The organism is Duganella sp. S19_KUP01_CR8 (assembly GCF_036688705.1).
GTDB lineage: Bacteria > Pseudomonadota > Gammaproteobacteria > Burkholderiales > Burkholderiaceae_D > Rugamonas.
The window spans coordinates 100,874-117,106 of the sequence record NZ_JAQQPR010000011.1 but is presented as its reverse complement, the minus strand read 5'-3'; the positions used below and the strand labels follow the sequence as shown (position 1 = coordinate 117,106).

The window sequence follows — 16,233 nt, the reverse complement described above, 5'->3', positions numbered from 1 at the left end:
TCTGAGCTTTCACACTGCAGGGGTCGCAAGTTCGAAACTTGCACTTCCCACCAGAACTCAGCAAGAAAATCAAAGGCCTGCATCCATTGGATGCGGGCCTTTTTTTGTTGGTGCGAGTGGTACGGAAAATCAAAAAATATTGCCCAATTTCACTAAAAGTGGGTTTTCGATAGATTTTCTATGCGAAACACTTGCTACACTTGCCGCAAGGCAATTCCGCAGGTGGTATTTGTATCGTTTCCGGAAGATGGCGACTCGAGCAGCATGATGCTTACCCGATAAAATACCTCGGCAGAATATGGAACATCTTCCAGTACAACAACACGGTTTTTTTTGGGCATTGCAAACGCTCTGCGCAGTACACAGAACCCCATTCTCGCTGGCGCTGGCAAAGCAGCAAACCGCCGCGCCGTACACTTTGCGCTCGTTCAATCTAACCGGCGAAGGGTACGGTTTCGACACGGCTCTGCGCAAAGCGCGGGGAAAAAATTTACACAAGGAATCCTTTCCGCTGGTGGCTTGGGGTTTGGTTGAGTGCGGCGCTGATGATGTCGGGGGGGCTACCAATCAAGGTGGCGACACGATTGGGGACTTGGTCCCGATGCTGGTACTGCAGGCAACTGGTGACCAAGTCCTGTTCGTCAGTGCAGAGCAGCCTAAGCCGCAAACCATGCCGCTCGAGCATTTTGAACACATTTACCAAGGTATGATCACCCGGGTCAGACCTAAGGCGGAAGCCGTTAACGACCCGGACTTAGGCATGCGCGCACAGCAACCCCGTACATTCGGCTTCGCTTGGTTCGTTCCAGAATTGCTGAAGTACAAGCGCCTGTGGCAGGAGATTTTGTTGGCCTCGCTGGTGATCCAGTTAATCGCGCTGGCAACGCCGTTATTCACGCAGACGATTATCGACAAGGTCGTGGTACATCACACGCAAAGTACCTTGATCGTCATCGCGATCGGCATGGGCGTCTTTATGCTGTTTTCCGCAGGTCTTTCCTGGCTGCGCCAGTATTTGGTGCTTCACACAGGTAACCGTGTTGATGCAGTCTTGGGCGCGTCGGTGTTCGAGCACCTGTTCAAGTTGCCGCCCTTATATTTTCAGCACCGCCCGACCGGCGTGATCGCCGCTCGCCTGCATGGCATCGAGACGATACGCGAGTTTATTTCCAGCGCGGCGGTAACGCTGGTGTTGGACTTGCCATTCCTGGTCATCTTCGCCGCCATCATGTTCTACTACAGCGTTACGCTCACCCTGGTCGTGCTGGCCATCCTGGCGGGGATCATCACGATGAGTTTGATTATCGCTCCCATGTTCCAGACCCGTTTGCAGCAGCAATTTCAACTGGGCGCGCGCAATCAGGCATTTCTGACCGAATACATCGTCGGGCTGGAGACCGTCAAGTCGCTGCAACTGGAACCTCAATTAAACAGCAAGTACAGCGGCTACCTGGCCACTTACCTCGCTGCGGGATTTGCGACGAAGCAGTTGGCGAACACCTATAACACAGTGGCCAACCTGATGGAGCAATTGATGAGTTTGCTGGTGTTGGGGATCGGCGCGTATACCGTGATGCACAGCACCGAATTCACGATAGGCATGCTGGTCGCCTTCCAGATGTTTTCTGGAAAATTGTCACAACCCATGCTGCGCCTGGTTGGGCTGTGGCAGCAGTTTCAGCAGGCAAGCTTGTCCATGGCACGATTGGGCGACTTGATGAACGCACCGATAGAACCGTATTCCGCGGTGCCGGCAAGGGCCACGCAGCGGAGAGGAGAGATCGCGATCGAGCAGGTGGCGTTCAAGTACGCCGAACATTTGCCGGCGGTCTACGAGAACCTGTCGCTATCGGTTAAGCCGGGGCAGGCGATCGCCATCATGGGGCCGTCCGGTTGCGGCAAGAGCACATTGGCCAAGCTGCTGCAGGGCTTTTACCAGCCTAGCGCTGGCCGCATCACGATTGACGGCGTGGATATTCGCTATTTGTCCGCGAATGAACTGCGCAGCTACTTCGGTGTAGTGCCGCAGGAAACAACACTATTCTCCGGCACGATCTACGACAACCTGCAAATGGCCAGTCCGGCAGCCAGCTTTGAGCAGATCGTCGCTGCCTGTCGCATGGCCGAGATTCATAGCGTCATTGAGGCGCTTCCGCAAGGTTACCAGACCGAAATCGGGGAGCGCGGAGCTGGCTTGTCTGGTGGCCAGAAGCAGCGCATTGCCATCGCCCGCGCGCTGCTCAAGCGGCCGAATATATTGGTGTTCGACGAGGCGACCAGCGCACTCGATGGTCCGACTGCGGAGCAGTTCGCCCGCACCATCAACGGACTCAGAGGCAAGGTGACGATGTTGTTCATCACACACGGATTGCCCAAAGGGCTGAAGGTTGACGCGGTATTCCGCCTCGGCGCGCAAGGCGCGCAGCAGTTGGCATCGGCCGTGCCGGCAGCGGCGCAGGGGGGCGGCGAAGCCGCCGCAGGCTAACGCCGTTATCGATGAATCTGAAAGACGCTTATGCAAACACCTATGCCATCGCCTGAACAGAATGCTGCTGACATCACGCCGTCTTCACCACCACCTCGCGACAACGTTGTCATGCTGCACCCGCCGGCGCGCTGGCACGACCCTCTGCGCCTGATCCAAACCGACGCGCCGAGCGAGATCGGGCGCATTGTGTTGTGGTCGGTTTCGGTGCTGGTGCTACTGCTGATCGCGTGGGCAGCGCTGGGGCGGCTTGACATCATTGCGAGCGCGGAGGGCAAGCTGGTGCCACAGACCCTGCTCAAGGTCGTGCAGCCTGCCGAGGCAGGCGTCGTCAAGGCGCTGCTGGTGAAGGAGGGCGAATCGGTCGTGGCCGGTCAATTGCTGGCGCGGCTGGACACCACCTTGGCCAGCGCGGAGAAGGCTGGCGTCTCCAGTGACCTGGCGACCCAGCACATGCAGGTTCGCCGCGTTGAAGCGGAATTGCAGGAGCGGACCATGGCGCCGGTCGCAGGCGACAATCCGCAGCTTTACCAGCAGGTGAAAAGCCAGTACCTCGCCCATATCAGGTCCTACCAGGATGGCCTGGACCAGGAGCGTGCTTCGCTCAACAAGATGGAACACGAGCGCCAGAGCGCGGCGGATGTCTTGCGCAAGCTCGAGCAGACATTGCCTACGTATGACAAGGTGGCGAACGCCTATGCCAAGTTGGAAAAGGAAGGTTTCATGGGTAATCTGGCAGCAGCCGACAAGCAGCGCGAGGCCATCGAGAAGGCGCGCGACTTCGATTCCCAAAAATCGGTGGTGGCGTCGCTCGGCGCCGCCCTCGCGGCCCAGCACAAGAAAATCAGCCAGCTGCAAAGCGCATATAAAAGCGATCTGCAAAAGGAGCTGGCGGACCTGCGCGCGCGGATCGCCCAGCTGCAGCCTAACCTGGAAAAAAACATCTATCGTGAAGGCTTGATGGAGCTGCGGGCGCCACAAGACGGCGTCATCAAGGACCTGGCCACGACCACCGTCGGCGCCGTTGTCCAGCCGGGTTCCGTGGTGTTGACGCTGGTGCCGAAAGGGGAGGCGCTATATGCCGACGTCAACGTCAAGAACGAGGATGTCGGTTTTGTCCGCATTGGCCAGCGTACCCAGGTCAAACTGGCGGCTTATCCTTTTCAACAATACGGTATGTTGACCGGTAAGGTCGTCCACCTCAGCATGGACGCCACCGAAGCCAACAGGTCGGCCACGCTGCCGACGGCCAGTGCGGCAGGCGCAATGAGTGCCGACGGCAGCAACGACATGTTACCAACCACATATAAGGCAAGGGTTCAGCTCGATGCGCAGGTGTTGAAAGCACCCAATGGCGTTGCTCTGCCTTTGACCGCTGGCATGCAGATCGTGGTTGAGATCAATCAGGGCAAACGCAGCGTACTCGAATATTTGCTGTCCCCCGTGCAAAAGACGATGCGGGAGGCCGGTCGGGAGAAATGACCCGTGGGGCTGGCGCGTTGTGAGCGTTAGTGATGATTTACGCGTTCTTCATTCGCATCGATGTTAGATTTTCGAAGTAAGTAAATACACTTTCATAAAAAATTAAAGGAAAAAACATGGCGTTCGTCTTTGAAAAAATCGACCACACCAGAGGGGCGGAACTGATTCAAATGGTACGCCCACCTATTTACGCGTTTCAGCGATGGCAGGTGATTGACCGCGAACGCAACTTCGTGTTGGCGGACCTGGGGGGGGAAGGTGAGTATCCACGAGGTCAGGGTGACGCACCGGACTACTTTAATTTCCTCTGGCAAAGCATGCCAATTGCATTTGAGTGCTACACAACTGAAAAGGGCGTGGACGGCACGCAGCATATTAACGTTGATATTGCAAAAATAACATTACCTGAAAATTTAAAAAACTCTGCTGATGAGATAAAACGACTCATTCCTGAGGCATTGACAGTTTATTGGGCTGGCAGAAGGAAAAAAGCTGTCAGCGTTGCCGTGCAGTTTCCAGTCATCCAATTTTATTGATCGGGGGGCATATGGAACTGCAAGATATTGTTTCGTTCGTCGATAACTGGCGCGCAGGTCAACTGATCGTTGGAAATGGTTCTCTGGATACTGCGCAAACTACGCGGTTTGCCCGCGATTTGCAGGCAGAGGTCGCCAAATTTTCGGTTCGCGCCGAGAGGGCAAGCTGGGGGGCGTACGAGACTTTGACTCCTCAAACATGGGCAGAAAATGCTCGTCCAGTCGCCTATAGCGGTGACATAGGTAGTCTTCCCGCATGGTCTTATGCCAAAGCGCTGAGTCAAGCCGGCAGTGGTGAAGTGTTCTATATCAGCGATACGCCGGCTGGCCAGCTTTTAAATGCAAAAGACTTCAAGGATGCCGTCATCGGTGCGCTTGGCGGAGATGATACCGACGCTGGCCGAAAGGCGCAGGCGCGCCTGTTTAGCGGTGAATGGGCAGATGTAAACGGGAAAAGCACCCGTGTATCGAATTTTGGCGCCGGCGATGTACTTGCGCTGGACGATTTTGTTTCCAATCGAATGATGGCCCAAACCGCATACGGCGATGTGCGGGTGCTAACTGCGATGGCCGGAACTGACCGCGTTTTCGTGCAAACCGAGTTACCTGCGCTTCTGAACAATCCCCGCGTTACTGCCATCAATGGCATGGATGTGGCTGTACTGAAAGAGATATACGCTCAGACGGGTTCGTACCTGGAAGTGAACAAAGCTGTAGCCGTGGCCTCATACGACTTGATGTCGACCATGCGCGCCAGCTTTGACGGCGGCATATTAAAAGTAGACAGCACCGGTTTTTTCAAGGACTCCGGCTACCCAGGCACCAGCTTGCCGCCTGATACTCCCAACACACGCTCAATCGAAACCGATTTGGCCTCGCAACGAACCCCGGAAACTGATGCCAATTATTCCAAGGGCATCGAGAATTTTTCCGAGGCTCGACTGGCTTTGATGAACGGCGCCATTAGTACGGTGTCTAAAATTCTTAACGCTGGCGGCATCGTCGCGACGCTGTACCAAATTTATCAAATTGAAGGCGATGCCCAAGCGGCACTGGACGCGGGCGACAGCCGTCGCGCGGCCCGGACGGTTATAAATGGCTTTGCGGAAATTGGCGCAGGTTATGCTGCAGGTCTGACTTTGGGCGAGATGACCGCAGGTTTCCTGGCTACCCTGTTGCCGCTCACACCGTTAGGACTGGCGATAGGGGCGATCGCGGCAATCGGTGTAGGGATCGCCGCCGGCGTCGGCGCCACCGAAGCGACGAAGTATCTACTGGACCACATTAGTACTGGTCCCACGTTCACGCAAGTAGTCCAGGACGGATGGAAGATTACCAGTTTCCAATCCGGCTTCATTTACAGTGAGTCGATCGCTGCCAGCTCGACCGGCATCAACAAGCAATGGCTGATCCCCAACGACAGCAGCAGCACACTGCTGATTCAGCAGAACAGCGGTACCGGCCAGGACATCCGCACGGAATGGAGCGGCCAGCCTGAAACTTCCACACTCATCAGCCGGACTGTGACCACGCCCGAAAGTGCTGACGTCGTCAAAGTGGAAACCATCACCCCGGGGGCGTTCGGCAGCACGACCTCAGTGCTCCAGCGCAAGGACACCGACGATGGCACGGTGCTCGACACCACCACCATCGTTACCAAAGGCGACGGCAGCGCCACGATCGCCACCGACGATGGCGAGCACAACACCAGCTTCACCCGCCTGGACGTCGATGGCAACAAGCTCGTCGAGCAGTGGCAGAAAGCCGACGGCAGTCATGGGCAGAACACCTACGACCCATTGAACGGCAGCCGCGGCGTCGAGATTACGCATGCCGACGGCACCGCCAGCAAATCGACCGCCGACACCTTGGGCAACGCCAATGTGCTTGAATACGACCGCCTGGGCTATATGTACAAGGAAAGCTGGCAGCACGCGGACGGCACCCATGGCTATGACCAGACGGAGCGCGAGACCGGGCTCAAGACGGGCGTGGCCTTTGCCGCAGACGGCACCTCGGTGCGCTACGTCGATGACGGCGCCGGCAATCGCCAGACCGCGTCGTTCGATAAGAGCCAGGTGCAGACCGGGGCAGTCAGCACCGGCGCCGACGGCAGCATCATCACCGATATCATCCATGCCGACGGCAGTCGCGAGCGGCATGCGGAAGACGGCAAGGGCTACGTCGAAACGGCACAACTGAACCCGGATGGCACAGTCCTCAGCAAGCAATGGCTCAGTGGCGACGGCAGTCACGGCTCGGTCGCCACCAATTCCGACGGTAGCGTCACGACGACTGAAGTCCATCCCGGCGCCAACACCGTGGTGTCGGTCAAGGACGTGGATGGCAATGTCTTGTCGTCGGTGTATTCCGTGGCGGGAACGCTGGTGACCGAGAGCCGTACCGGCGCCGATGGCAGCAGTTCCGTCACCAGCCACAACTTTGACGGCTCCACCGTCGGCGTTTACCACGGCGCGGACGGCGACACCAGCCGCTTCAGCGACGATGGCAAGGGCAACGTGATCTTGAAGACCTTCGACAGCGCCGGCGTCCAGACCGGCGTCAGCTGGAAACTGGCCGACGGCACCAGCGGCCATGAAACCACCGCGCACGGCGTCACCAGCGGCACCACCCTGAACAAGAACGGCAGTTACGACCGGTATGACCGCAAGGCCGACGGCAGCTCCTTCAGCGCCACCTACGACCAACACGGGCTGTTCGTCTCGTCCGTACAAGTGAACAGCGACGGCAGCGTGGTACGCAGCTACACCGACAAAGACGGAACGCCCATCGTCGAAGCCCACAGCGCCACCGGCCAGGTCGACATCACCGCCTTCCTGGCGAACGGCTCCGTGCATTCCGAACATTACGTTGGCGGCGTGAAGACCGGGGTCACGCTGGATGACAGCGGCGGTGTGCGCATCGATACCGTGTACGGCCCCGACGGCGTCGGCGTCGTCAGCAACACCACGACCATCTACAACCCGGACGGCAGCGGCACCGTCACCATCGTCGACGCCCAGGGACGCGCCACGGAGCAGCACTTCGGCCCCGGCACGCTGGGACCGCTATCGCAGCAAGCCCATCCCGACGACCCGGCGCCTGCGCCGGAGGCGACCGAACCGCGCTGGGATGGCAGCGCAGGCCCAGCCAGCAACGGCAGCGGCGACGTGCACGACAACGCACCGGGGCTGGATCCGCGCGACTGGATACCCAACGTTTCCACGCCGGACGGCGCGCAGCCGTCGCAGTCCCTGGACAGCCAGGGCGTGATCGATCTGAAAAAGGAATTGGACGCCATCAGCGAAGGGCAGGGCAGCGAGTTTTCCGCCGACGCGATCGCGCGCATTCTTGATAATCGCAACCTCGCCGAAGGGTTGTTCCGGCGGGCCGACCCGTTGGTGCTGGACCTGGATGGCGACGGCCTCGAGACCGTGCCGCTGTCGGCGGGCGTGCACTTCGATCATGACGCCAACGGCTTGCGCGAAGCGACCGGCTGGGTCGCACCGGACGACGGCCTGCTGGCCTGGGACCGCAACGGTAACGGCGTCATCGACAATGGTACCGAATTGTTCGGCAATTATACGGAGGGCGCGGACGGCAAGCTGGCTGCCAACGGCTTTGAATCCCTGAAGACGGCCGACAGCAACGGCGACGGAAAAATCGACGCCGCCGACGCCAGCTTCGCCGCGTTGCGCATCTGGCAGGACCGCAACGGCGACGGCAAGACCGACGCCGGCGAACTGCTGGGGCTGACCGCCGCCGGCGTGGCCTCGATTTCGACCGGGTACGAGGTCTCGACCAAGGTCGACAGCAGCAACAACCAGCATTTGCAGATCGGGCAGTTCACCCGCGCCGACGGCAGCTGGGGCCAGGTGCACGATGTCTGGTTCGACCGCGACGAAAGCAAGGTGGTCGGCTACCGACCGCCCGGCCAGACGACGCACAGCGCGGCGATCGACGCGCTCCCCGAGATGAAGGGCACTGGCGCCATGACCAACCTGCGCGACGCGATGGCGCTCGACCCGACGCTGGTGGCGGCCGTGCAAGACTTTATGGCCGCCGATTCAGGCGCCAGCCGCCGGCAGTTGGTTGACACCATCGTGCAGAAATGGACCGGCGCGGACAAGGCCGACTTCGACACGGAGCATACCAGTTACAACAAGCACCGACTGTTTGCCATCAACGTGGCCTCCGGCACGCTGCCGTACACGCTGGTCCACACAGGTCTGCAGAAAAATCCTGGCCCGGAGGCGACGCCATATATCGATGCCGCCTACGGCGCGCTGATCGAGAGCGTTTATGAGGCGCTCAGCAAGCAGGCCGCCGCGTCGACGATGAACAGCTTGCTGGTGCGGTTCGACCAGCATGGTGCTCCGGTGTGGTCGCTGCCAGCATATCAATTGCAAAAAAACAGTGATCCGAAGGGGGCGATTTTCAATCTGGTGCAGATGTACACTTACTACGGCCGCCAATTGCAAAACGCCGGCCTGGACCTCAGCGCCCTGGTGCTGAGCGAGGCGGATGCCTATGCCAGCGATCCGGTGATGCGCCAGTTCCTGGCCGACCTGAACGTGTACACCGGATCCGGGACGCTGGGACTGCGCGACAGCTATTCCGGTCCGACCGTGCTGATCGGTCACGGCGGCGACGATGTGCTGTACGGTAGCTACTCGGCGGACCTGATGGTCGGCGGCGGCGGCGACGACACCTTGTGGGTGGGGCGCGGCGACCGGGTGGAGTTCGGTTTCGGCGACGGACACGACCGTCTGGAGGTGCAGGGCCGTTCGATGGAAATTGTGCTGGGCAAAGGCGTCAAGCCGGAGGACGTCACATTCGCGCTGCAGCAGAACCCCAACTTCACGGATCAGTACACTCTGGTGCTGACCCTGTCGAGCGGCGATACGCTGACGGTGCCGACCTGGTACACCGCCTCTCCGTATGCCGACGCCAAGGATTTGTATGTGGTCAGTCAAATTACCTTTGACAACGGCCAGGTTTGGTCGGCGCAGGACATCTACCAACACTTGCCCGCGCTGACCGATGGCGCCGACAGTCGCGTTGGTAGCCGAATTGACGACATCGTCGACGGCGGCGGCGGCAACGACCGGCTCGATGGCGACTATGGCAATGACGTGCTCATCGGCGGAACCGGTGACGACTACCTGATGGGCGGCTACGGTAACGACATCCTGGTGGGCGGCGCCGGCGACGACAGTCTGAACGAGACCTACGGCGCCGGCCTGCTTGATGGCGGTGCTGGCAATGACACGCTCGACGGCGGCGAGGGCAACGACACCTATTATTTCGCCCGCGGCGACGGCCAGGATGTCATCATCGACTTCACCGGCTTGGCGACGCGCGAATCGGATGTGCTCATCCTGGGACCAGGCATTCGTGCCGACGACGTGCGGGTCACGACCGTTGGCGTCGTCGACGTGTTGTTGTCGATACGGGGCAGCACCGACCAGGTGCGCATTCAGGGCGGCTTCGACAACGTCAACACCATCTTGTTCGACGACGGCAGCACCTGGTCGTCGGCGGACCTGCTGGCCCGTCAGCTCCACGACGCTGTCAGCGAGGGGGACGACAGCGTGGTCGGCTCCGCGCAAGACGACACCATTTTCGGCTTGGCCGGCAACGACACCATAGATGGCAAGGGCGGCAATAACCAGCTCGACGGCGGTGCCGGCGACGACTGGCTGACCGGCGGCGCCGGCACCGACCGGCTGAGCGGCGGCAGCGGCAACGATACGCTGGAAGGCTATGCCGGCGACGACACGCTGGCGGGCGGCGCCGGCGATGACACGCTGTCTGGCAACTCCGGCAACGACACCTTTGTGTTTGGTCGGGGTGACGGCCACGACGTGATCTTTGACCTCAGCGGCCAGGCGGCCGGCGAGATCGACACGATTGAGCTGGGCTTCAATCCCGGCCAACTGCGGTTTTCTCACGCCGACACTGCCGGCGAGCACGAGAAGGCCGACTTGTTGATCTCGGCGATCGATTCGGACGATACGCTGACCGTCAATCGCTGGTTTGACCAGCAGCATCTGGGACAGCTGAAGCTCAAATTCGCGGACGGTACCATCTGGGGCGAGCAGGAACTGTACGACGCCGCGCCGTCGCTGGCAAGCAATGGCGACGACTACCTCTATGGCGGGGTGGGCGACGTGACTCTGGCAGGCGGCGCCGGCAACGACGTGCTGAACGACGCCGGCGGCAACAGCCGGCTGGACGGCGGGGACGGCAACGACACTCTGCTTGGCGGCGGCGGTGACGATGTGCTCGACGGGGGCGCTGGCAACGATCAACTGGACGGCGGCGCCGGCCAGGACACCTATCTGTTCGGCTATGGCTCGGGCCACGACACCATCGCCGAATACGACCGCAGCGACACGGCCGACCTCAGCGTCGACACCATACGGCTGGCGGACGGCATCCGTCCGCAGGACGTGAGCATTTCCGGCGACGGTATGCGCATCCTGCATCTGGCCGGCTCGGACGACCAGCTCACCCTGGCGTCGGCGTCGACCGAGAACCGCGTTGAGCGCGTCGTCTTCTCCGACGGCACGGTCTGGAACCTGGGCAGCAACCCGAACGGGGCGATTACCCATTTCACGGCCATCGAGGGCGGGTATGACTGGAGCCACCAGTATGCCGCCCTGAACTCCGTGAACATGGTGTTCAAGGGCACCGGGCAGGATGACCTGATCCAGATCGCGTCGTACGACATTCCCGCCGACACCATCTGGCAGCCCTATGGCTACAACCAGGAATTTGGCACCGGCGCCAACGCCCAGTTGCCGCTGCACGTGACCATGGTCGGCGGCGACGGCAACGATACCCTGATCGGCTCCACCGGCCAGGAAACCCTGGATGGCGGCGCCGGCGCCGATGTGCTCGACGGCGGCGCCAACGACGACGTGATCGCCGCCGGCGCCAACGACACCGTGGTCTTCGGCTACGGCTCGGGGCACGACAAGGTCGTCCGCGGTTATGACGACATCAGCACGTTGGCGTTCAGCGCCGGCGTCGATCCGGCCGATGTCCAGCTGGCGGGCGGCCCCTTCGGCCAACTGATCGTGCGCCTGCGCGGTTCGAGCGACCAGGTCGACATCGGCTATTGGTTCAATACCGTCGACAGCAGCAAGACCGTTTCCACCTTCACCTTCGCGGATGGCACGCGCTGGGGCCTCGACCAGATACGGGAACGCCTATCGGCCGCGGACCACGGCGGCGACGATTATTTGTATGGCGCGGAAGGCGATGACGTGCTGCTCGGCCTGCAAGGCAACGACACCTTGATTGGCCGGCGCGGCAACGACTCCCTCTCGGGCGGTGCGGGGGACGACCAACTGGAGGGCGACGACGGCGACGACGTGCTGGAGGGCGGTGCCGGCAACGACACCCTGGACGGGGGCGCGGGCAACGATACCTTCCGCTTCGAGCGCGGCTTCGGCCGCGACACGGTCGTCGATCAAGGCGACTGGGACACCAAAGGCGAGCGTAGCCGCATCGTTCTTGGCAGCGGAATTGATGCCAAGGATATCATCGTCACCGGCGACAATTCCTTTACTGAAGGCAGCACCGGCAACCTGTATTTGTCAGTGTTCGGGACGACCGATCGCATTACCCTGAAGGGCTGGTTCTCTCAAGGCGATTTGCTGGGCACGGTAGAGTTTGCCGACGGTACCGTGTGGAACCGCACCGAGCTGTTGGCGCGCTATTTCTCGCTGGAGCGCGGTGGCCGGATGCAGGGCAGCGACGGCGCCGACCTGCTCAATGGCGACGGCACGGCCGACCTGATCGAAGGCATGGCGGGCAACGACACGCTCAATGGCGGCGGCGGCGACGACGAGTTGATGGGGGACACTGGCGACGACGTGCTCAACGGCGGGGCAGGCGACGACCGGCTGTTCGGCGGCATCGGCGACGACCGCTACCTGTTCGAGCGTGGCTTCGGCCATGACACGATCGCCGACTTCGACCGCGTGACCGGCAGCCACGACCGCATCGAGTTTGGCGCCGGCATCCGCGCCCAGGATGTGACTGTGAGCAAGAACGCGTCCGACATCGTGCTCACCTTCGGCGGCAGCGATGACCGCCTCACGGTGCGCTGGTACGATAACCCGGGCTTGCGGATCGAGGAGCTGCGGTTTGCCGACGGCACGGTCTGGACGGCCGACCAGCTTCAGGGCTTGGCCGACAACAGCAACACGCTGGCCGGCACGGCGGACGCGGACGTGCTGACGGGCGACGCCAACGCCAACCGGCTGCTGGGACTGGCCGGCAACGACCGCTTGATTGGCCTGGCGGGCGCGGACGTGCTCGATGGCGGCGACGGCGACGATGTGCTGGACGGTGGCGCCGGCGCGGACGTGCTGCTGGGCGGGGCCGGCAACGATACCCTCGATGGCGGCGCCGGTGGCGACCGCATGGATGGCGGCGCCGGTGACGACCTGTACCTGGTCGACAGCGCGGAAGACAGCGTGGGTGAAGCCGACGGCGGCGGTGTCGACACGGTGCAGGCCAGCGTCGATTATTCGCTGGCAGACGGCATCGAGAACTTGCGGCTGAGCGGCGCCGCGCGCACCGGCGCAGGCAACAGCCTCGATAACGTGATCGACGCCGCCGCGACGGCCAGCGTGCTGCATGGCGGCGCCGGCGCGGATCGCCTGAACGGCGGCCAGGGCGGCGACCAGCTGTTTGGCGACGACGGCGCCGACCTGCTGGCCGGCGGCGCCGGCGACGACACGCTCGACGGCGGCGCAGGCCGCGACACCTACCTGGTTGAGCGCGACGGCGGCAATGATGTGATCGTGCGCGACAGCGGCGACAGCGATGGCGTCGATACCTTGCGCTTTGGCGCCGGCATCGCCAGCGGCGAGATCGTCGTCTCGGCGGACGCCGACTATGGCGACATCGAGAGCGAAAACAATATTTACCTGAGTCTGGGCGGCGGCGCCGGTCGCGTCACGTTGCAGCACTGGTTGACCAACGGCGCCGGCAGTCGGGTCGAGCGGGTGGAATTCGCGGACGGCACGGTGTGGGACGCGGCGCAACTGCTGGCCAAGGCATTCGCCGCCGCCGGCGGCACCGATGGTGACGACACCCTGCGCGGCAGCGACGGCGCGGACACCCTGCGGGGCTTGGCTGGCGGCGATACGCTCTTCGGCCTGGGCGGCGACGATGTGCTGGTGGGCGGCAGCGGCGACGACACGCTCGACGGCGGCAGCGGCGACGACGTCTATCAGTTTGCCCGCGGCGACGGCGCCGATATCATCGTCGACCACGACGACAATGGCGCCAACATTGATACGGTCGCGCTGGGCGAGGGCATCGCCAGCACCGATGTGACGGCCGTGCGCGACGGCGACGATTTGCGCCTGCGGATCGACGACAGCGACAGCTTGCTGCTAAGTAACTGGTTCCGCAGCGATGCGGACCGCATCGAGCGTGTGACATTCGCCTCCGGCGAAGTGTGGGACGCGGCGGCGCTGCTGGCGAAGGCACAGGCATCCGGGACCGACGCTGGGGTGCTGTATGGCACCGATGGCGCCGATATCCTGGTCGGCGGCAGGGGCGACGACCTGTTGTATGGCAAGGCGGGGGCTGATGTCTATCGTTTCGCCCTCGGAGATGGCGCCGACACGATCTACGATGCCGCCGGCGTGGCCGGCGAGTTCGACCGTGTGGAGTTCGACGCCGGCATAGTCCCCGACGATGTCTCCGTATCGCTCCAGGGCGCCAACATGGTGCTGAACATCGGCGCCAGTGGCGACAGCATCACCATGAACAACTGGACCGATGTGGCACAACGCATCGAGCAAGTGGTCTTTGCCAATGGAACCATCTGGACTGGCGACGATCTGGTTGCCAAGCTGGCGCCGGCCACCGACGGCGACGACCAGCTATTGGCCAAGCCGTCCGGCGGTACGCTGAACGGCTTGGCTGGCAACGATGTTCTGATCGGGCTGGAAGGAGACGATACGCTGAACGGTGGCGCCGGCTATGACCGTCTGGATGGTGGTGCCGGGCGCGATGTGTACCTGTTTGCCGTAGGTGACGGCCAGGACACGATCGCCCAGAACGATCACGATGGCCCAGGTGACGCGGTCCGCTTTGACGCCTCGGTCACGCCCGCGGATGTGCATGTCAGCCGCGGTATAGACGACCTTATCCTGTCCGTAGGTGATGGCAGCGACAATATTACCTTGAGTGGCTGGTTTGATGTCCTCACGCCGCAGGTGGACCGCGTGGAGTTCGCAAACGGAACGATCTGGACCAGCAGCCAGCTGTGGTCCATGATTCCCGGCGCTACCGGCGGCGACGACTTCCTCGGCGGCGGTGCCGGCGATGACACCATCGACGGCGGCGCGGGTACCGACCTGATCTACGGTTTGGCGGGGAATGACACGCTGCACGGCGGTGCCGACTACGACATTATCGATGCCGGCACCGGTAACGACGTGCTCTACGGTGACGCCGGGGACGATTACCTGCAAGGGGGGGCGGGAAGCGATACCTATATCTTCAATCCGGGCGACGGCCGCGACGACGTGTTCGACCTTCGCAGCGACGGCACCGACGAGATTGACACCATTCGAATCAAGGGGCGCGCACCGGCTGACTTCATCGTTAGCCGCGACGACACCAGCCTGTATTTGCTTTCGAACGGCATTGACCGGATCGCGCTGGACAGCTGGTATGCCGATGATCGCTACAAGGCCAAGCAAGTTGTCTTTGACGATGGCACGGTCTGGACTCGCGAGACATTGCTGAGCCATATGGATGCCGGTCGTGTGAGTGAATTCGATGACGTGGCGTATGCTACGGAGGGCAACGACGTGCTTGCCGGCTTGGGCGGAAACGACATCCTGTCTGGCGCCGATGGTAACGACCTGTTGGACGGTGGCGATGGTAGTGACAGTCTGTTCGGCGGAGGAGGCAATGATGTTTCCTTGGGCGGCGACGGCGACGATTACATGTCGGATAGTTCGGGAAATAATCTGTTCAGCGGCGACGCAGGCGATGACACCATGTACGGGGGCGAGGGCAACGAAGTATTTGTCGGCGGGGCCGGTAATGACTTCATAAGCTTGGGAGCCAGTGCCGAAATTGTCCTGTTTAATCGCGGCGATGGTCATGATATTGTGCAGACTCAACCCGGCGCACCGGGCACGATCTCGTTGGGTGGTGCTATTTCTTATGGCGACCTATCGTTCAAACGCAATGGCGATGATCTTGAATTGTTGACGGGCCAAAGCGATGTCATCGATATCAGGGGCTGGTATGGCGAGTACAACGGGACGACCTGGAAAGGTATTGATACCCTGCAGATAGTGGTGGACAGCGGCGCGGACTACGATGCCGGGTCCGCGGATACGTTGAAAAGCCACAAGATTGCCAGCTTCGATTTCAAGGGATTGGTCGCCGAGTTTGATGCCGCTCTGCGGGCCCAGCCTACTTTGGATAGTTGGTCTCTGTCGTCATCGCTGCTAGCTTTCCATATCAACAGCAGCGATTCTGCGGCACTGGGGGGCGTACTGGCCTATCAGTACGCAAACGCAGGCACCCTGTCAGGGGTGTCGCTCTCTGCCAAACAATCGATATTGGCCAACTCTCAATTGGGAAGTGTGCGACAAAGCATTACTTAAATGGGGGTAAGTGATGGGATGGGGGGCAGGCTGATGCGTGCCTCCCCGGGTGCGCAAGTTCGAAACTGCA

4 protein-coding genes are annotated in these 16,233 nt (G+C 61.5%); all 4 read left to right on the top strand.

Annotated elements, in window-relative coordinates; translation table 11 throughout:
- Positions 1-298: 298 nt before the first annotated feature.
- The gene (locus V6M89_RS13180; protein WP_332853590.1) at positions 299-2,485 is read left to right on the top strand and encodes a peptidase domain-containing ABC transporter; all 2,187 of its coding nucleotides are present in this window, start codon (positions 299-301) and stop codon (positions 2,483-2,485) included.
- A 42-nt stretch (positions 2,486-2,527) separates the two neighbouring features.
- A complete protein-coding gene (locus V6M89_RS13175; protein WP_332853589.1) occupies positions 2,528-3,967 on the top strand; it encodes an HlyD family type I secretion periplasmic adaptor subunit in 1,440 nt (479 codons plus the stop codon).
- A 116-nt stretch (positions 3,968-4,083) separates the two neighbouring features.
- Entirely contained in the window at positions 4,084-4,503 is a 420-nt protein-coding gene (locus V6M89_RS13170) for a hypothetical protein (RefSeq protein WP_332853588.1), read from the top strand.
- Positions 4,504-4,514: 11 nt separating this feature from the next.
- Positions 4,515-16,163 carry a calcium-binding protein gene (locus tag V6M89_RS13165; RefSeq protein ID WP_332853587.1) on the top strand — a complete coding sequence of 3,883 codons (11,649 nt, stop codon included), beginning with the start codon at positions 4,515-4,517 and terminating at the stop codon, positions 16,161-16,163.
- The last annotated feature ends 70 nt before the right edge of the window (positions 16,164-16,233 follow it).

Bases quoted from the DNA above. Each gene is read 5' to 3' on its own strand.
- V6M89_RS13180 (WP_332853590.1), top strand. From the start codon at position 299: ATGGAACATCTTCCAGTACAACAACACGGTTTTTTTTGGGCATTGCAA.
- V6M89_RS13175 (WP_332853589.1), top strand. From the start codon at position 2,528: ATGCCATCGCCTGAACAGAATGCTGCTGACATCACGCCGTCTTCACCA.
- V6M89_RS13170 (WP_332853588.1), top strand. From the start codon at position 4,084: ATGGCGTTCGTCTTTGAAAAAATCGACCACACCAGAGGGGCGGAACTG.
- V6M89_RS13165 (WP_332853587.1), top strand. From the start codon at position 4,515: ATGGAACTGCAAGATATTGTTTCGTTCGTCGATAACTGGCGCGCAGGT.